15 protein-coding genes are annotated in these 18,546 nt (G+C 40.0%); 7 read left to right on the top strand and 8 right to left on the bottom strand.

The window, feature by feature from the left end:
- Positions 1-53 precede the first annotated feature (53 nt).
- A complete protein-coding gene (locus ICJ55_RS06510) occupies positions 54-926 on the bottom strand; it encodes an AraC family transcriptional regulator (protein WP_188156070.1) in 873 nt (290 codons plus the stop codon).
- Positions 927-1,048: 122 nt separating this feature from the next.
- On the opposite strand from ICJ55_RS06510, the gene ICJ55_RS06505 reads away from it, so the two are divergent.
- Positions 1,049-1,477 carry an organic hydroperoxide resistance protein gene (locus ICJ55_RS06505; protein WP_188156069.1) on the top strand — a complete coding sequence of 143 codons (429 nt, stop codon included), beginning with the start codon at positions 1,049-1,051 and terminating at the stop codon, positions 1,475-1,477.
- A gap of 60 nt (positions 1,478-1,537) precedes the next feature.
- Here the strand turns inward: ICJ55_RS06505 and ICJ55_RS06500 are convergent, their stop codons facing one another.
- A complete protein-coding gene (locus ICJ55_RS06500) occupies positions 1,538-2,773 on the bottom strand; it encodes a Zn-dependent hydrolase (protein ID WP_188156068.1) in 1,236 nt (411 codons plus the stop codon).
- A gap of 115 nt (positions 2,774-2,888) precedes the next feature.
- Here ICJ55_RS06500 and pepE point away from each other — a divergent pair, with 115 nt between their 5' ends.
- The 3 genes from pepE to ICJ55_RS06485 are packed head-to-tail and all read left to right on the top strand — an operon-like array spanning position 2,889 to position 6,215.
- Positions 2,889-3,593 carry a dipeptidase PepE gene (gene pepE / locus ICJ55_RS06495; RefSeq protein ID WP_188156067.1) on the top strand — a complete coding sequence of 235 codons (705 nt, stop codon included), beginning with the start codon at positions 2,889-2,891 and terminating at the stop codon, positions 3,591-3,593.
- 10 nt (positions 3,594-3,603) lie between these two features.
- Positions 3,604-4,896, top strand: coding sequence for a C4-dicarboxylate transporter DcuC (gene dcuC / locus ICJ55_RS06490; RefSeq protein WP_188156066.1), 1,293 nt, complete (start codon positions 3,604-3,606; stop codon positions 4,894-4,896).
- Positions 4,897-4,946: 50 nt separating this feature from the next.
- Positions 4,947-6,215 carry a M20 family metallo-hydrolase gene (locus ICJ55_RS06485; RefSeq protein ID WP_188156065.1) on the top strand — a complete coding sequence of 423 codons (1,269 nt, stop codon included), beginning with the start codon at positions 4,947-4,949 and terminating at the stop codon, positions 6,213-6,215.
- A gap of 88 nt (positions 6,216-6,303) precedes the next feature.
- Here the strand turns inward: ICJ55_RS06485 and ICJ55_RS06480 are convergent, their stop codons facing one another.
- Positions 6,304-6,807, bottom strand: a complete 504-nt coding sequence (locus ICJ55_RS06480; RefSeq protein ID WP_188156064.1) for a YiiD C-terminal domain-containing protein — start codon at positions 6,805-6,807, stop codon at positions 6,304-6,306.
- Positions 6,808-7,219: 412 nt separating this feature from the next.
- Here ICJ55_RS06480 and ICJ55_RS06475 point away from each other — a divergent pair, with 412 nt between their 5' ends.
- The 3 genes from ICJ55_RS06475 (at position 7,220) to ICJ55_RS06465 (ending at position 12,837) form a co-directional block, all read left to right on the top strand.
- Entirely contained in the window at positions 7,220-8,452 is a 1,233-nt protein-coding gene (locus tag ICJ55_RS06475) for a pyridoxal-phosphate-dependent aminotransferase family protein (protein WP_188156063.1), read from the top strand.
- Positions 8,453-8,654: 202 nt separating this feature from the next.
- Positions 8,655-11,867, top strand: coding sequence for a YadA-like family protein (locus tag ICJ55_RS06470; protein ID WP_244141760.1), 3,213 nt, complete (start codon positions 8,655-8,657; stop codon positions 11,865-11,867).
- A gap of 76 nt (positions 11,868-11,943) precedes the next feature.
- Positions 11,944-12,837: a hypothetical protein gene (locus ICJ55_RS06465; RefSeq protein WP_244141759.1), complete on the top strand. Its 894-nt coding sequence runs from the start codon at positions 11,944-11,946 to the stop codon at positions 12,835-12,837.
- A 125-nt stretch (positions 12,838-12,962) separates the two neighbouring features.
- Here the strand turns inward: ICJ55_RS06465 and ICJ55_RS06460 are convergent, their stop codons facing one another.
- The 5 genes from ICJ55_RS06460 to ICJ55_RS06440 all read right to left on the bottom strand — a co-directional run bounded on the left by ICJ55_RS06460 (position 12,963) and on the right by ICJ55_RS06440 (position 18,542).
- Entirely contained in the window at positions 12,963-14,189 is a 1,227-nt protein-coding gene (locus ICJ55_RS06460; protein ID WP_188156062.1) for a dicarboxylate/amino acid:cation symporter, read from the bottom strand.
- Positions 14,190-14,262: 73 nt separating this feature from the next.
- Complete coding sequence (locus ICJ55_RS06455; protein ID WP_188156061.1) at positions 14,263-15,621, bottom strand: NCS1 family transporter; 1,359 nt, start codon at positions 15,619-15,621, stop codon at positions 14,263-14,265.
- Positions 15,622-15,623: 2 nt separating this feature from the next.
- Positions 15,624-17,003 carry an allantoinase AllB gene (allB, locus tag ICJ55_RS06450; protein WP_188156060.1) on the bottom strand — a complete coding sequence of 460 codons (1,380 nt, stop codon included), beginning with the start codon at positions 17,001-17,003 and terminating at the stop codon, positions 15,624-15,626.
- Positions 17,004-17,102: 99 nt separating this feature from the next.
- Positions 17,103-18,338 carry a M20 family metallo-hydrolase gene (locus tag ICJ55_RS06445; protein WP_188156059.1) on the bottom strand — a complete coding sequence of 412 codons (1,236 nt, stop codon included), beginning with the start codon at positions 18,336-18,338 and terminating at the stop codon, positions 17,103-17,105.
- 9 nt (positions 18,339-18,347) lie between these two features.
- On the bottom strand, positions 18,348-18,542 hold the full coding sequence (locus tag ICJ55_RS06440) for a hypothetical protein (protein WP_188156058.1): 195 nt from the start codon (positions 18,540-18,542) through the stop codon (positions 18,348-18,350).
- Positions 18,543-18,546: the final 4 nt, after the last annotated feature.

Below are 18,546 nucleotides of genomic sequence, written 5' to 3'. Positions count from 1 at the left end.
AAAGCGATATTTCACATTGGATTTTTGCAAAATTCCCCAAGAAATTTACCGCTTTACCCCCTTCCCTCCAAATCCCCCCGTGGCGAATGTCCAAAATGGCGACTGTATTCTCGGCTGAATTGGCTGGGGCTTTCGTAGCCGACTTGGTAAGCAATCGTGGCAATATTGTCTTTGCCAAGTTTGATTAGACGTTGAGCGGTAGTAAGCCGTAATCTTTTTTGATATTGCAGGGGCGACATTCCAGTGATCTTCTTGAAATGGCTGTGAAAGCCTGAAACCGACATTCCGCTTTGGTGTGCAAGGCTTTCTACGCTAAACGCTTGATTAAGATTTTGTTCAATCCAAAGACTAGCTTGTGCCACGATGTGCGTGTGTGAACCTTGCTCCAACAGGTTTTTTAATTTTTCGCCTTGCAAGCTTTGTAATAAGCGGTAGTAAATTTCTTTCTGAATTAGCGGAGCAAGAAAATCAATATCCTGCGGTTTAGTTAATAATTCGAGTAATCGGCTGAATGCGTTGCTTAATTCTTGAGTAAGTTGCCATTGCTCAAAAGCAGAATAGGAATTAGATTTTTGTGCAATATCTTTTGGCACTTGTGCCAATACTTTGCCGAGTAAGGTTAAATCAATTTTCATTGAAATGCCGAGATAGGGTTGTGTCTGTGTGGCATCGGGGATTTCGATAGTTAAAGGCAAATTCACCGGACAGAACATAAATTGTCCATCACCAAATATATAACACTGTTCACCAAGACAGATTTGGCGTTGCTGTTGTAGCACTAGGCAGATACTCGGTTCTTGAATATGTGCTTGCTGTATGGTCGGCATATCACAACAGTGAACGAATAAGCCAGTGATTGGCGTGTGCCATATTTCGTTTTTCGGGGCTATTTGTATGATATTTTGGATAAGTTGTGGCTCAAACATAAATTTAGAGAAATAGGCAATAAAATTAGAGAAATTTTATACTGCTTTTTTCGTTTGTTCAATATAATGTCGCCATATAAGCAAACAGCTTGATTTCAAACAATAACAAATAGGAGTTTACAATGAAAATTTTTTATCACACTAGTGCAACCGCAACCGGCGGGCGTGACGGCAGAACCCAAGTGGATGATGGTTCAATCGGTTTTGATTTAGTCGGCTTTCAAAATGAGAGTGGCAAAGTCGGTACAAATCCGGAACAACTTTTCGCAATGGGCTATGCAGCTTGCTTTGACAGTGCAATGAACCACGTTGCCCCTGCGTTGGGTATTAAACCAACCAAATCAAGCACCAGCGTTGCGGTGGGAATTGGTCAAAAAGACGGTGCATTTTCGTTGGATTTAGATATTACGATTACCGTTGCTGGCTTAAACGAAGCCGATGCTAAAACATTAATCCAAAAAGCCCACGAAGTTTGCCCATATTCAAACGCAGTGCGTGGTAATGTAGATGTGCGTTTACACGTGAATTTAATTCAGTCTTTTGATCTTTAATAGACAAGCGGTCAGAATTTGCAAAAAAACTGCAAAAACTGACCGCTTGTAAAATAAGGGTTAGACAATTTCCGCTTGCGTAAGCACGGCTTGTTGTAATACTCGAATGCCGGCTTCAATATCTTTCCATTCGGTAAACTCAAGCGGGTTGTGGCTGATGCCTAAATGTGACGGCACAAATAACATTCCGGTTGGGCAAAGGGTTGCCATATGCATTGCATCGTGCCCTGCCCCACTTGGCATAATTTCATAGCTGTAGCCTAAACTTTCGGTCACTTGGGTTAAATATTCCACCATTTCTGTCGGTAATACGATAGGTTGATCTTTTGAGATAAGCTGTAATTCAATCTCTAAGCCCCGTTTTTGTTCCACCTCTTTGATTTTATTTTGCAAAGCGATAAATACCGATTCTCTGGCTTCTGTATGAATGCCACGAATATCCACCAATAATTCAGCATAGCCCGGCACTACATTCATCACCCCCGGCTTGGCGGTTAGACTACCGGCAGTCGCTACGGTTGAATGACCTGCTTGAATTGCGGCTTGTTCTAATTCCAAGGCGAGTTCGGCGGCACCCAGTAAAGCATCGTGGCGGTAGTGCATTGCCGTTGCACCTGAATGATCCGCTTGCCCTTTGATTTTGACAATCGCCCGAATCGGGGCTGCAATGCCGGTGACAATCCCAATGGTTTTCTGTTCATTTTCCAATCTTGGACCTTGTTCAATATGCAATTCTAGAAAGCATTTAAACTCTGAGCCGCTGCGTTTAGCTTGGTTAACTTTATTAAAATCTAAGCCGATATCCTTTAAAGCTTGCTCTACACCTAAGCCTTGTTTATCTTTGAGTTTACTTAGTGCCTCTTGATCCGCTATCCCACACATCACTTTACTGCCAAGCGTAGCGTAATTAAAACGGCTGGATTCTTCACAGGTAAAAATAATCAATTCGAGCGGATAACGGGTTTGGATATTCTGTTCACAAAGTTGAAAAAGTGTTTCCAGCCCTGCAATAGTGCCTAAAGTACCGTCAAATTTGCCGGCATTTACTACCGTATCAATATGCGAACCAAAAGCCACAGCAGGTAGATTGTCCTCCACACCTTTACGGCGAATAAATACATTGCCGATAGGGTCAATTTTCACCGTTAAATCATACTTTTTGCAAAGCTCAATAACATAATCACGGGCGGAAATATCTTCTTGGGTAAATGCTAAGCGGGTAATTTCATTTTCTACTGATGTGAAACTGGCTAAACCAGTAAAAATTTGTTGGATTCTTTGCATATTAATTGACATAAATCACCTCTTTTTACAAAAAACTCGTTATAATTATACCCAAACTCAGGTATAAAAATATTTATCTGTATCAAAATTTATTCATATAATTAAAATGCAATAAAAGGAGATGGCGATGAAAAAAATGTTATTAATGAGTGGTTCTAAATATAAAAACACCGAGTATTTAGTGCATTGTATTCCTTGGCTGAAAACCTTTTTAGCCGATTATCAAGGCAAAAAAGTGGCATTTCTGCCCTATGCAGGGGTTAGACGCAGCTATGACGAATACGAAAGCACCGTAAAAACAGTATTAGCAGATTTAGACCTTGAAATTATCTCTGTTCATCGTGGCAATAAACATACCGATATTATTGAACAAGCGAATGTGATCGCCGTAGGCGGTGGTAATACATTTTGTTTGCTCAAACAGATGTATGAAAACAATGTGCTGGAGTGCATTCGCCAAAAAGTGGAAAACGGAACACCGTATTTCGGTTGGAGTGCAGGGGCAAATGTTGCCGGTAGCTCAATTATGACCACAAACGATATGCCGATTACTTATCCACCATCTTTGCAAGCGTTAAACCTATTCCCTCATCAAATTAATCCACACTTTATTTCCGGCAAAATTCAAGGTCACAATGGTGAAAGCCGAGAAGAACGATTAGCCGAATTTCTGATTATGAACCCAAATGCGTTAGTTTATGGCTTGCCTGAAGGCACGGCGTTGCAAATCGAGGGTTCACAAGCGGTCGTTTTAGGCGAAAATTCTGCATTACAATTTAGCCGAGATATGCAGTTGAAAACCTTTGAACCGAATTCAGTTTTTACTTACTAAGGAGATATTTATGCAATCATTCAATCTTGTTATTGCAATAGTTGGGATTATTGCAACTATCTATTTACTCATCAAAAAACACGAGACCCGTACCGTGCTCATTGCGATCGGTTTAGGTATGGCAATTTTAACCCTACAACCAATGGCAGCCCTTGATGCTTTTGCGAAAAGTATGACTTCAGGCGGCTTGATTATGGCAATCTGTTCAAGTATGGGTTTTGCTTATGTGATGAAATACACAGAGTGTGACTCTCACTTGGTTCAGTTATTGACCAAACCGTTAGCCGGCTTAAAATTCTTCTTAATTCCTTTTGCCACCATCATCACTTTCTTTATTAATATTGCGATTCCATCAGCTGCCGGTTGTGCAGCGGCAGTAGGGGCAACCTTAATTCCGGTACTAAAATCTTCAGGTGTTCGCCCTGCTACCGCCGGTGCAGCCATTCTTGCCGGCACATTTGGTTCAATGATGAGCCCGGGATCTTCTCACTCAGCAATGATTAGTGAAATGTCAGGCTTAACCATTACCGAAGTGAACCTTTCTCACGCACCTTATACGATGATTGCAGGGGCAATTGGTGCAGTTACACTGACGATTATTGCGTTAATCTTAAAAGATTACGGCAAAGAGCATCGTGATGCTTATTTAGCTGAATCCACTCATACCCATACAACTGAAACCAAAACGAACCTGTTATTTGCCATTGCACCATTAGTACCACTTGTGATTTTAGTGATTGGTGGTACTTCTTTACAACAAATCTCTTGGTTGAATTGGACCAAAATGGGCGTGCCTCAAGCGATGTTAATCGGTGCGATTTACGGCTTAATTGTCACCCGCACTTCTCCGGCTAAGATTACCAACGAATTCTTTAACGGTATGGGTAATGCCTATGCGAATGTATTAGGGATTATTATTGCCGCTGGCGTTTTCGTAGCTGGCTTAAAAGCAACAGGGGCAATTGATTCTGCTATCGAATTCTTAAAACACTCAAACGAATTTGTGCGTTGGGGCTCAACTATCGGTCCATTCCTAATGGGTGTAGTGACCGGCTCGGGTGATGCTGCGGCGATTGCCTTTAACACCGCAGTAACGCCACACGCAACAGAATTAGGCTACACCCACGTCAATTTAGGTATGGCAGCAGCCATTGCAGGGGCGATTGGTCGAACCGCTTCGCCAATTGCAGGTGTGGTTATTGTGTGTGCCGGTATTGCTGGTGTGAACCCGGTTGAAATGATTAAACGCACCGCACCGGGAATGATCCTCGCTACCCTATTCCTAGCCTTATTTATGCTATAACCCCACAGCCCTTTACCCAGCGTAAAGGGCTTTTTTATCAGGAGAACAGTATGAGCCTTTCATTAGAACAACTGATTCAATTACGCCGTGAATTTCATCAATTTCCGGAAACAGGCTGGAGTGAATTTTGGACAACCAGCAAAATTGCCGATTATTTAGAGGCAATCGGCTTTCAAATTTTATTAGGTAAAGAGATCATCCACCCAGATTTTGTGCGTGGTCGCAATAAAACCATTGTCGAAAAAGGAATTCAGCGAGCCATTAATTATGGGGCGAATCCAAAATGGTTAGATAAAATGGATGGCTACACAGGCTGTGTGGCGGTGTTTGATTCCGGTAAACCAGGCAAAACTGTTGCACTGCGTTTTGATATTGATTGTGTCGATGTCAGCGAAACCAAATCCCCTGAACATCGAGCCAATCAACTTGGGTTTGCCTCCGTAAACGAAGGAGAAATGCACGCCTGCGGTCACGATGGGCATATTACCATCGGCTTAGGGGTTGCCCATTGGTTAATGGCAAACAAAGATAAACTCAAAGGCAAAGTGAAAATCGTCTTCCAACCTGCCGAAGAGGGCGTGCGTGGTGCAGCCGCGATTGCCGCAAGCGGTGTCATTGATGATGCCAATTACTTTGCCGGTTCGCATATCAGCTTTTGTGCCAATTCCGGCACGGTATTAGCCGATCCGAAAAATTTCCTTTCCACTACCAAAATTGATATTCGCTATAAAGGTAAACCAGCACACGCAGGGGCGGCTCCCCATTTAGGGCATAATGCCTTACTTGCTGCGGCTCACGCAGTTACCCAACTGCATGGAATTTCCCGCCACGGCAGCGGTATGACACGCATTAATGTCGGTGTTTTTAAAGCCGGTTCCGGGCGAAATGTGATCCCGTCTGATGCGGAAATTAAACTTGAAGTACGGGGAGAAAATAAAGAGATCAATCAATATATGGTGGATCAAGTGATGCAAATTGCCAAGGGAATTGCTATCAGCTTTGATGTGGAATATGAAACCGAAATTATGGGCGAAGCAGTGGATATGAACAACGATGCTGAGCTGGTTTCTCTTATCAAAGAGATTGCGATTGCTCAACCACAGGTGCATAGTAGCGATAAGGAATATTCCTTCAACGCTAGCGAAGATGCCACTATTCTCGGTCGCCGAGTGCAAGAAAACGGCGGTAAAGCGATTTATTTTATCATCGGAGCAGATAGAACTGCCGAGCATCATCAAGCCGAATTTGATTTTGATGAAGAGCAACTCTTAACCGGCGTGAATATTTACACCGCTTTGGTCGAAAGATTGCTAGCTTAAACACTTAAAATTCTTTCATAGAAAGCCCTGAATATTCAGGGCTTTCTATATAAAAAACTATAAAAATACCGCTTTTATAGGTTGAGATTTAATCCTTTTCAGAATAGATAACAAACTCGCCTCTCCAATGTGCTGATAACTGATTATTGCTTAATAATAGGCATTCAATGTTGAGCACACCTTTGCCAAAACGTTGTAGCATTTTTTGACATTTTTTGATTTCTTCAACAGAAACAGGTTGGCAAAGTGCAACTAAATCACTGGTTACCGGTAAGATATAATCAATTTCGCTCTTTTTGATAACAATATGAACATTATAATTGGATTGCACAAACGCAGATATCCAGCCACAAGCGGTAGCTATCAACGCTATACTGCCGCCAAACATCGTATTGTGGTGATTACGATTTTTAGTAAAATTTGCTCGCAAACGCACCGCTTGCAAGTCAGCTTGTTCAAGCTGAACATCAAGTAAGGCTATGGCTGGAATTTGCTGATAAAGCCACTCTTGCAAGGTATTCAATTCGGATTGGAGACTTTTTACCGCTTGTTTAAATTGGTTGGTTAAATCATTTTTATCAAACACACTCATTTTTTATGCTCTATTATGCTAAATTTGTTTCTGTTAGAATGGTACAAATTATAGTGCTCAATTTGCCGAACTGTTATACGATTTTTCTAAACTCCTTGCCTAATTCTACAAACATTTACTTTAGATGTAATCCAAAAGACCAAAAATCACGAAAGCACAAAGATTGATTAAACAAGGCAAAGCAATTTCAGAAACCACTTACAAGTCAGCTACGAAAGCCCAAGCCAATTTAGCCGAGAATATAAACATTATTTCTGGTTATCACCCCACAATAAAAGCGAATAAACTTCAACCAATATATAAATCATTTGCGCAGAAAGTTATACAGCATCCCAAAAAACATTGGGTAATCACAAATTTTTATTGTAGAATTCATAAGTTTTTTTAATTCATATAACAAATAGGAACTATTATGCAGTTTAGAGAAATTAACCCATCCCCACGTTTATTAATGTGCCCTGGTCCAACAGATGCAGACCCTCGCGTGTTGCGCGCAATGTCTGCCCCGATTTTAGGACAATTCGACCCTGAGTTTACCTCATTGATGAACGAAACAATGGAAATGGAACGTCGCCTTTTCCAAACTAAAAATGAGCAAACCTATGTTGTCAACTCAACCTCGCGTGGTGGTTTAGAAACCATTTTAACTGCGGCAATTTGCCCGGGCGACAAAGTGTTAATTCCTGCATTTGGTCGTTTCGGTTATTTATTAAATGAAATTTTATCTCGTAGTGGTGCAGACATCACTATTATCGAAAGAGAATGGGGTACAGTTTTCGAGCCTGAAGAAATTGAAGCAGAATTGAAAAAAGGCGGTTATAAAGCCGTTGCGATCATTCACGGTGAAACTTCAACCTCAATGATGCAGCCGTTAGAAGAGATTGGTAAAATCTGTAAGCAATATGATGCTATGTTAATTGTGGATACTGTGGCAACCCTTGGCGGTGTAGATATTCGTGTGGATGAATGGAATATTGATGCTTGTATCGGCGGTACGCAAAAATGTATTTCTGCTCCATCAGGCACAGCATTAATCACTTATAACAAACGTATTGAAGAGATTATTGCAAAACGTAAACGTGTTGAAAAAGGCATTCGTGCCGATTCTGATGTGGATGGTACTTTACCGCAAATTCCAAGTAACTACTTAGACTTAGCCCAGTTACAAGATTATTGGAGCCCACGCCGTTTAAACCACCACACAGAAGCGACCAGTGCTCAATACGGTATTCACGAAGCCCTGCGTATTATTTTACAAGAAGGTTTAGAGAACCGTTTTGCTCGTCATATTTTAAATGACAAAGCATTATGTGCCGGCTTAGAAGCAATGGGTTTAAAAATCTTTGGTGATCGCAAACACAAAGCTCCGGTAGTAACCGCATTCCATATTCCGGAAGGCATTACCGGTCCGGCATTACGTAGCGATATTTTAAACCATTTCGGTATTGAATTAGCTACTTCATTCGGTCCATTAGACGGCAAAATTATCCGTATCGGCAATATGGGCTTCTCAAGCCAAAAACGTAACGTACTTTTAACCTTAGGTGCGTTAGAAGCAGTATTATTAAGTCATAAAGTGAAAGTGCCTTCAGGCGATGCAGTGGCTGCGGCATTAGCAGTGTATAAAGACGCTGAGAAATCCTGACTCTAACTAAATAAGACCATATTTTTACCATACTGAAATTTTACTGTGGATATTTATCCACAGTAAAATTTCGCTAACTTACAATCTTGACACAACTTTAACCTTTTCCTATTTTATTCATTCAATTTAAGTTTTATCATATCTACGGGTCTCTTTTTTCTAAAAAAGTGAAAGATAAAATTGTTAATTAGGAAATTTTACTATGCCAAATTTTGATAATATGAAAAAAACAAATCAGTTTGTGCACCAATCATTGTCACAAAAAAACATTCCTGCGGTTGCGTTGCTTGCCGCTTTGATCGGAATTACTCCGGTATCTTATGCGGAGTCCCTTCCTTTAGGTAACACAGCGGGTGCCAATAACATTGCGGTGGGCAAAAACAGCTTCGCTTCCGGCACCGGCTCTCAAGCCGTGGGTAATAACGCCGTTGCAACCGGTGGTAATATCACCCCTGAACAATTCCAAGCTGAGTTAGAAAACTTCCGTGATTTACTTAATAAAATTGAAGATTTACGCACACAAATTGCCGATCAAGAAAAACAAGGCACGGTTAATCAACAATTGCAAGATACGTTAAATAACCAAATTGCACAGTATGAGGCTATTTTAGAACGTGTACGTGAGAAATTGGCACAACAAGCAGAACTAACTAATCAGAAAACCACCAAACAAGGGGAATTAGATTCTGAAACCATTCGTTTAAACGAAATGGAAAGCAGTTTCGGCAGCAATGCGTTCATTCCCGGGGGTACTAAAGAAAACTATCGTAATTTCCTAAATATCATCAATGCCTTAGATTGGGATAAATTAAATACCTCAACGGGGATCGCAGACTTAACTGCAGATTTGAAAAACGGTGTTGAGAAAGATTTTGGTAAGTTAAATATCAGTGATACTCAATACCAAGAACTTATTGAAGGATACCGTAATGCTCAGGGGAATATTACATTCTTACAACCTATTTTCAACCAAAAAATTAGCAATGAGTTTGACATAATAACAACTCGCCAAGGACAAAACAATTTTCATCTTCTTTTAAATTATCTCTCAGTATATTCATCGTATTCTATGCAGGATAATGTAATGACTAGCCTTAGAACTGGTCTTTATATCAAAGATTCCAATCCATATACAGCTGACCAGCTCGCTGACTTTATTCTTTTTTCTACACCATTAGAAGTAGAAGAAAAATATCCTGTTCCAGCCCCTACATATCCTGAAGGTACAGCAATTGGTTCCAAAGAAGAGGAGGAATATAACCAGGCATACTGGAAGTGGATAAATGAAAATGATGCTTTTAGATTAGCCAAAGGATATCAACATAAAGACCTATATAGTCGTATAAGCTATTCTATAAAAAACAAGGTATTAAATAACTTATACGCAAATACTAATGGAGCTTTATATAAAACAGCACAAAATTATAAAGGCGATATCTATAATTATCATAGATATACATATACTCCTGGTACATCTGATCGCCGTGATTTAGGTCTAAACTTCATTATTGCCCCTGTTAGCAGACAACTGACAGGAAGAGAATTTGTTCACTCTGATGATTTACTTAATGTGGTACAAAGCGTAAGTAATACCAGCACGAGTTTAAGTATAAAGCAATTAGAATATCTTGAATCGATAGTCTCCAGTTTCAATCAATATAAAAACCTGATTGATTACAATAACAACGACGCTTGGATTTTTGATAAGGATGAATTCCGTGCCTATATGGACAGTACAGTGCAACCGTTTATGGACAAAATGGAAGAACTTGCCACTAGCTTACGTTCGTTGGAAAGTTCCACCTTATCTGAAGATGAACGTAATTCAACGGCAGCCAAAGTGATTGAACTACGTAACTATATTAAGCAAGTCTATACAAGTGGTGAAAAATACTATATACACCAATTCAAGCCGACAAAATGGAATATCGATTTCAAAGGCGAAATCGTTAAAGCTATTGAATTATATAAACAATACGAGCGTGAAGCCCAAGCCACCTTGTTACCATACAACAACGAGAGTTTAGCCTTAAAAGAAATCCGTAAGGCAGTTGACGCCAAGGCAGATGAAATCAAAGCCCAAAAAGAAACCATTAAAACCAAGGAAACGGAAATTGCTGATTTGCAAAACCAAATTGATGCATTGGCTTTAACCGGTGAAGAGCAATCTGCGGAAAATATCAAAAACGATTTAACGGCTAAGCTGGATGAGGCAAAAGCAAAACTGGCAGAAATTACACAGGCTCTCACCGAAAAGCGTAATGAGTTGTTAGGTTTAGATAACCAACTGTCTAGCTCTCCGCTTGGCTCTAAAGGTAAAAATGCGATTGCAGAGGGCAATAATGCCTTTGCTTCCGGTGAAAATGCAATAGCAACCGGGGCAGATTCACTAGCAACGGGTAATAATGCTATCGCACTTGGTGCAAATGCAAAAGCAACCGCAGACAGTGCTATTGCTATCGGCAAAGGTGCACAAGCCTTAAAAGAAAAAGCCCTAGCTTTAGGCGAAAATGCCATTGCCAACGGGGTATCTGCTATTGCTATTGGCGATAATACCGGTGTTTCCGGTGAAAAAGCCGTGGGTATTGGTTCAAATTCTATTGTATCCGGCGATGGTGCAGTAAGTATTGGTGCAGATAATATCGTTGTGCATAAAAATGCAGTCGCTGTTGGTTCAAATATTACCCAAACGGCTGAAAACTCCGTAAATTTAGGTAATGAATCTGCCGCAACCGTAGAACGCACAGCTGAAACTGCCGGCACAACACAATACGAACATTCTGATCTTTTAGGTGAGGTATATAAATTTGCAGCTTCTAAACCTACCGGTGTAGTCACTGTTGGGGCAAAAGGTAAAGAGCGTCGTGTTCAAAATGTTGCTGCAGGTTTAGTTTCTGAAACCAGTACTGATGCAGTGAATGGTAGCCAATTATATGCGGTAGCCAAAGCTGTAGATGAAGGTAAAATCGGTCTTGTAAAATATAACCAAGAATCAGGTGTAGTAAGCGTTGCGAAAGACTTAGCTGGCAATGAAGTTAATTTGAGTAATAAATCCGGAGAAACCCGTCGCTTAACAGGGGTTTCTGAAGGTGTTGCACCAACTGATGCCGTAAATAAAGCACAGCTTGATCGTGAAATTGGTGTGGTAAATAACAGAATCAGTAATGTAGAAAAAGAGGTAAAAAATGTGAAGGGTTCAGTGTCAAATGCTGTCGCAATGGCAAGCTTGCCACAAGCATCTTTACCGGGGCAACATAAGCTTTCTGTCGCTACAGGCCATACCCTTGGTACAACTTCAGTTGCTGTAGGTTTAAACGGCGTAAGTGATAACGGTAGAATGTCTTACAAGCTGAACACCTCTGTGTCACAAAATAGTAGTTTTGCTGTTGGTGCCGGTGTTGGTTTCTCATTTTAAGGAAAAATAATAAATGTATTGTATAACTAAAAAAATGAATACTAATTTTGTAAAAATAAACAAAATTCTTGCAGCTATGTTACTTTTAGCTCCATCAGGTTTCTCTTATGCTGATGAAGCGGAATTAACAAAATACAAGCAAGCACGTATTGCAGTAACTTATAAAGGTAACGTTGGTGATCTATCTCAACAACTCGCTGAGAAATTAGGTATTAGTTATTATGCCGCACAGCATAATTCCTCTATTCAAGTAAAATTGAAACAAACCGATAGCGATACCTTGCAACATTTGCTTGATCAAGTAAATCAGCAGCTCAAGCAACAAAATAGTAACCAACAATTACGTTTTGATATGCTAGATGATAAAGTGGTATTGGCTTTAGTTGGAAATAATGTCAGCTTAGCTCCAACCCAATTTATTGGGAATGTGGTTTATGATGATAAAGCCCTAGAGAAGGATATCAAGCAGCAGATTCAAGAAGAGGAAGCGAATACGATTTCTATGCCTATCGTTTCAGAGCCTACTGAGAAAAAAGGCGAGAAAGAAAGCGAGAAGTCAGAAGATGACTCTTCAAAAAAAGCTATTGAAAATATCCCGGTATCTCCTGAAGCCAATAAAGAATCAGATAGTGAGGTTAGCGGTGCTGAAGCAAAAAAGCTCCGTGATATTTTAGCAGTGAGCCAAGATACTAAATTAATTGCTCAATATGCTAAACGAAAAGTACCTAGCTATAATGTGGCTAATCAAAAAGCATTAGGGTTAGAGACAATCCGTAGTACTAAAATCAGTACCTTCTTGATTTTTAAAGATGGCATTGATATGAGTAAATATAAAGTTGAAGGTCAATTTCAGGATGTCGCTATCGTAGGTAATGTGGTTGGGATTTTACATCGCCAGAAAGCACCACCGAAGGACATCTTAATTACCGCTCCTGATCAGCAGCAATATAAATTAGTTAAAGCTAATTAAATAGCTCTGCTAAACTAAAACAAATGGGTTAAATTCTTCACTGAATTTAACCCATTTTTATTATTCACTTTTTCTTTTACACAACTAAAATCTACCTTCTATTCAGGTGCTTTGTGGCTTCAAAACTAAAGCGTATTATCAAAAATCTCTCTGTCAAATTCGTTTTCAGAATGTGCCACGAGTAGTGCGACTAGCACATCATCAATCACATTTAATACCGTTCTAAACATTCCTGAAAACCAGTCAATTCCGGCTAACAGTGCCACGCCTTCAATCGGCAACCCAACCGCTGGAAGTACTATTGCTAATGCGACTAATCCACCACCCGGCACTGTTACCGTGCCTAATGTCGCCAGTGTGGACATAATCACAACAATAAATTGCTGCTGAATTGACATTTCAATACCGAAAAATTGAGCAGTAGTTAAGCAAGCTAGAGCAAGATAAATTGCTAAGCCATCACTATTTAGCGACATTCCTAATGGGTTAATTAAGCGTGAAACACGTTTGCTCACCCCGATACGTTCTTCAGCATCTTCCATTTTAGTCGGTAAGGTGATGGCTGATGAGGTGGTGGTAAATGCCATTACCCCCATTCTTAGTAGCTTTTTCAAGAGTTTAAAAGGGCTGACTTTGACAACAGTTGCTGTGATAGAAATAAATACCGCTAAGATAAGTACCATTCCAATCGCAAAGGCTAATAAAAACTTAAAGAGCGGAAAAATCACTTCAATGCCATAATAGCCAATCACCCAGCCTAGTAAGCAGAAAATACCTAAAGGGGCAATTTTCATTACTAATTTAATGATCTGCAATAATACTTCATTCAGGCTTTTAATATTATTTAAAAACGTGTTATTAGGGTTCGTTTCAGAAATAATACTTATCGCAAGCCCGGCTAAAATCGCAAATACAATCACTTGAATGGTGCTACCTGAACTGATAGAGGCAATGACATTACTTGGGAAGAAATCCGTAATAATTTGAGCTGCTGTTTTATCCGTTGCCTTAACCGATGTAACCAACTCTTGCGTGTAATTAATTCCCATACCGGGCTGAATAATATTCGCAATAATGATCCCGACGATTGCGGCAATAATGGTAGTGGTCGCAAATCCAATCAGGGCTTTTATGCCTAAATTGCCTATCTCTTTTCGTTTAAGCGATCCGATTGCTTCAATGACCGACCCCATTACTAATAAAATAATCCCCATTTGAATTAAACGGAGGAATATATCACCAATAAATTTTAGCTCGACCATTAATTTGGGCAATATTACGCCAGCAATCATTCCCAAGATCATTGCTAAGAAAATTTGCAAGGTTGTGTTGTCTTTTATTTGCATAATCATTTCCTCTTTGAGTTAATAATGAAGATATAAAAAAAGCGGTAAAATTTCATCAAAATTTTACCGCTTGTATCTGTTATTTATGCTCTAAAATCGTGCCTTTACGGAAAGATTCTGAGCTTTTGAGTGATTTCATTAAGATGTAGTAGCTTAAACCTGATGGAATCAAACTAATGTACCAAGATAAATCAACTACAATTAATGAGCAAAGAGAGCCGATAGCAATCGCAATAATCGCTGCCCAGTTAATGCCTTTGAAGATACCTTCTTTGTTATAGAGGTCGTTTACATTGAGTTTTTGTTTTCTCAAGATGTAGTAATCAACTACCATTACTGCAAAGATTGGACCTAAGAATGCAGAGTAGATTTTAATGAATAAGGATAAGCCGTCAGCTGATTCTGCAGTTACTAATTTCCACGGCATTACACACATTGATAACACCCCCACTAAAATAGTCGCGTGTGACCATTTCATTTTGAATGAGTCCATTAAAATGTATGATGGTGGCACGATGTTGTTTAATACGTTAGTAGTGATTTGTGCGAAAGCGATAAATAACAAGGTGATAACAGTTAAGAATTTATTATCCATTGCAGTAGCAAATACTTGGATTGGGTCACTGTTGCCTGTTGCTGCTGTAACTAATAAACCGATTAAGCCCATAAATAGAGTAACAGGTAAAATAGAAAGAACGTAGATAACCCCTGTTGTTACCGGACCTGTACCTTCTTTCACGTGACGAGAATAGTCTGAAGCGTTTAGGATCATAGTTGAGTAAATACCCAAGAATGCTGTTGTTGCTGCCCAGAATGGCATTCCCCAAGAACCTTCAATATTCGCAAAGCGGTTGCCGATTTCTACCGAGAATTGGGTTTGTACCACATAAAGCATATAGGCAAGAATACCGATTAAGAAGACGCAAGAGACGTTTTCTAACCATTTAATTCCTTTAAAACCATTGATTGATAAAGCTACTTGCAATGCAGTAAACAACACATAAACAACCGGTAAATTGTCAAAACCAAATAGGAGTTTTAAACACATATTGATTGCACCGGCACCTACCCAGCTTTGGAAACCGAACCAAACGATAGCCGGTACACCACGTAGAATACCCGGAATTTTCACCCCTGTAGTACCAAAAGAGCTGCGTAATTGAACCGGGAATGGGATACCGTATTTGTGGCCACCTTTACCGATCACCACTAAACCAATGGCAATCACCACACAGCCGATTGACATCGCTAAAATGGCTTGTGTGACGGTTAATGCACCAATCAGGCTTGCCCCCATTGAGAACGTACCGATAGAAACACAGCCCCCTAAGAAACTTGCCCAGTAGGAGAAGTTATCCATAATACGTTCTTTTGTTGGTTGTAGATCAACATTGACCCCTTTAGCTAACTCAGGGTTGAGTTCTTTATTATCCAACATAGTTATACTCCTTGTGTTTTGCGAATAAATTTACCGAAACCTTTGCTATCGGTTAGCTTGCCATCTTGAGCAATCACTTTGCCACGTACGATGGTGCATACCGGTAAGCCTTTACCTTTTTTGCCGACATAAGCAGACATTTTATTTACATACTGTAGATCTTCTGCTTTGATTTCCCACTCTTTATTTGGATCGATAATGGTAAAATCTGCATCAAAACCAATTTGAATATCGCCTTTTTGACCGTAAATGCCGAATGCTTTTGCCGGTAATTTTGCCATTGCATTAGCTAATACTGTTGGAGAAACGCCACGTTTTACACAGCCTTCGTAGAAAGCCACTTGCACACAGCTTTGAATACCGCTAATTCCGCCCCACACATCAAACACGTTTTCAATTTTTTGACCTAAAATTTCATTGTGTTTTTCATCGTAAGTGCAAGGGGAATGGTCACTGCCGATACCACTGAATGTGCCATCAACCACATAATCCCATAAACGATCCACATCAGCTTTAGAACGTAACGGCGGAGCACATTTGAATAATGGACCTTTTTCAATCACATCATCTTCGCTGAAGCATAAGTAATGAGCACAGGTTTCTGCAGTAATATCGTAGCCTTCTTGTTGGGCTTCTTTGATTTTTTGAGCAACATCAGGGTGGCTAACATGGCAGATGTGGGCTTTACAGCCGGTGGCTTTGGCAATTTCGATAATATTAATCGTTGCCAACATTTCTGCGATAAGTGGGCGAGAATCGAGGAAGGCTCTCCAGTCTAAACGACCTTCTTTTTTCATTCTTTGTTCTTGCCATTTAATTGCGGAGAAGTCTTCACAATGGAAACCGGCACGGCCACCGAATTTTTGGATAATTTCCATTGCTTCATAGGTTTGACCGTAGTTAAGAGATGCGTAATCAGGGGAAACAGGACCGATAAAAGATTTTAATGCTACACAACCTTTATCGTTTAATTCGCCTAAATGTTCAAAATTGGTTGGAACTAAACCGCCCCAGAAGCAGTAATCGACATAAGCATTTGGCGAGACTTTGGCAATTTTGGCATCAAAAATTTTGCCATCGGTTAAAGCCGGCTCATTTTGTAACGGCATATCAATAATGGTTGTATAACCACCAACTGCCGCAGCTGCCGTACCGTGTGCATAATCCTCACGCCATTCATAGCCGGGATCATTTAAGTGTGCGTGGGTGTCAATCGCCCCCGGGAAAACATAGTTTCCTTGTACATCAATCACTTCCTTTGCTTCAGGTACAGAACCGTCTTCTAAGATCGCTGCAATTTTACCTGCTTTGACCGCAACATTGCCGTCAAAAACAGTATCGGATAAGACTATTTTCCCATTTTTTATGACGAGATCATACATAGTCGAATACTCCTTATAGTTATGTTTATATAAAATATTGTGCAGAGGAATTTACAAGCGGTTAATTTTCTAAAAAATTTGCAAATTCCCCTGATTAAACTATTCGTCTAACAACTTCTCAGCCAATTCTTGCTGTAATACTGCTGCTTTAGCAAAATAGTGATATTCGGTAAACTCAACCGGTGTATGACTTCTCCCTTCTTTACTTGGTACGAAAATCATCACGGTTGGGATTTTTTGTCCGATCTCTAAAGAGTCGTGCCCCGCACCACTTGGTAAACGTTTGTAGCTAAATTGATGAGCCTTAGTGGATTCTTCTAAAATACCTAACATTTTTTCAGACAGTGCCACAGGCTGAATAATCAATTTGGTTTCTTTCTCAAACGTTGAACCGATTTGGGCAGTTTCTTCCGCTAATGCCTGTTCAATTTTTGCAGTGATATCTTCAATATTTGCCATATTTAACGAGCGAATATCTACGCTGAAAACCACTTTTTCTGCCACGATATTAATACCGCCTGGCAAGACATTCATATAGCCTACGGTTGCAACCGTGCCATCATTCTTCTCTCTTGCCCAATCAGCAATTTTAGAAATCACTTTAGTTGCAGCATCTACTGCATCTAAACGCATATCCATTGGCGTAGTACCTGCGTGATCGGCACGTCCGTGAACGGTGAACATATGACGATGCAAACCCACAATGCCAGTTACTAAACCGATTTCAATACCGTGAGTGTCTAATACAGGGCCTTGCTCAATATGGGTTTCGATAAAATGCCCGATTGAGCCATCTTCCCATTTTGCATTTTGTACTTTTTCCGGATCTAATCCATAATTACGCATCGCTTCATAAATCGAAATACCATCTTTATCTAGGAATTTCTTGCAATATTCTGCATCACGAAGTCCTAACATTGCCCCCGAACCAAAATAGCCTGTACCAAAACGCATCCCTTCTTCATCGTTGAAACCAACAACGACGAAATTACGTTTGAACTTTTTGCCACTTTCTTTTAATAAGCGTGCTGTTTCCAATGCAGTAATAACACCTGCAATACCGTCATAATCACCGCCGTGCAATACGCTGTCATAATGCGAACCAGACATCACGCAAGGTAAATCAGGTTGTTCACCTTCAAGCACACCAAAAATATTACCGGCTTCATCTTCTCTCACACGAAGACCCGCTTCTACCATTAAATCTCTTAAATAATTAACCGCACTTCTCGCCTCTTGAGAGAAAGGCAAACGAGTACAACCGTTGCCCGGTGTGGCGGTAAATTGTTTTAACGTTTCTAAGTTTTGCGTAATACGCTGTGTAATGTGTTCCATTTTCTGTCCCTATTTTTTTCGGTTTAGAATAAATACATCAATTGGTGAATACACCATCGCTGCGACCATTAATACAAATCCGATATGGATAAACGTATTATTGGTTTGAGCAATGCCTAACATAATTAGAGCAAAGGCGAGCATAATCACAATAAAAGCTAAGGTCATTTTGCCCGCTTTGGTTTTCAAAAACGCATTTCCCATTTTT

The organism is Mannheimia bovis, assembly GCF_014541205.1.
GTDB classification, from domain to species: domain Bacteria; phylum Pseudomonadota; class Gammaproteobacteria; order Enterobacterales; family Pasteurellaceae; genus Mannheimia; species Mannheimia bovis.
The sequence above is the reverse complement of the archived record's forward strand: the minus strand, read 5'-3'. Positions and strand labels throughout refer to the sequence as shown.

Excerpts from the sequence above, each read along its gene's own strand:
- ICJ55_RS06460 (WP_188156062.1), bottom strand. The coding sequence starts at position 14,189 with ATGATTATGCAAATAAAAGACAACACAACCTTGCAAATTTTCTTAGCA.
- ICJ55_RS06485 (WP_188156065.1), top strand. The coding sequence starts at position 4,947 with ATGAGCCTTTCATTAGAACAACTGATTCAATTACGCCGTGAATTTCAT.
- ICJ55_RS06455 (WP_188156061.1), bottom strand. The coding sequence starts at position 15,621 with ATGTTGGATAATAAAGAACTCAACCCTGAGTTAGCTAAAGGGGTCAAT.
- ICJ55_RS06465 (WP_244141759.1), top strand. The coding sequence starts at position 11,944 with ATGTTACTTTTAGCTCCATCAGGTTTCTCTTATGCTGATGAAGCGGAA.
- ICJ55_RS06480 (WP_188156064.1), bottom strand. The coding sequence starts at position 6,807 with ATGAGTGTGTTTGATAAAAATGATTTAACCAACCAATTTAAACAAGCG.
- ICJ55_RS06510 (WP_188156070.1), bottom strand. The coding sequence starts at position 926 with ATGTTTGAGCCACAACTTATCCAAAATATCATACAAATAGCCCCGAAA.
- ICJ55_RS06440 (WP_188156058.1), bottom strand. The coding sequence starts at position 18,542 with ATGGGAAATGCGTTTTTGAAAACCAAAGCGGGCAAAATGACCTTAGCT.
- ICJ55_RS06475 (WP_188156063.1), top strand. The coding sequence starts at position 7,220 with ATGCAGTTTAGAGAAATTAACCCATCCCCACGTTTATTAATGTGCCCT.
- ICJ55_RS06445 (WP_188156059.1), bottom strand. The coding sequence starts at position 18,338 with ATGGAACACATTACACAGCGTATTACGCAAAACTTAGAAACGTTAAAA.
- ICJ55_RS06500 (WP_188156068.1), bottom strand. The coding sequence starts at position 2,773 with ATGTCAATTAATATGCAAAGAATCCAACAAATTTTTACTGGTTTAGCC.
- ICJ55_RS06505 (WP_188156069.1), top strand. The coding sequence starts at position 1,049 with ATGAAAATTTTTTATCACACTAGTGCAACCGCAACCGGCGGGCGTGAC.
- allB (WP_188156060.1), bottom strand. The coding sequence starts at position 17,003 with ATGTATGATCTCGTCATAAAAAATGGGAAAATAGTCTTATCCGATACT.
- pepE (WP_188156067.1), top strand. The coding sequence starts at position 2,889 with ATGAAAAAAATGTTATTAATGAGTGGTTCTAAATATAAAAACACCGAG.
- ICJ55_RS06470 (WP_244141760.1), top strand. The coding sequence starts at position 8,655 with ATGCCAAATTTTGATAATATGAAAAAAACAAATCAGTTTGTGCACCAA.
- dcuC (WP_188156066.1), top strand. The coding sequence starts at position 3,604 with ATGCAATCATTCAATCTTGTTATTGCAATAGTTGGGATTATTGCAACT.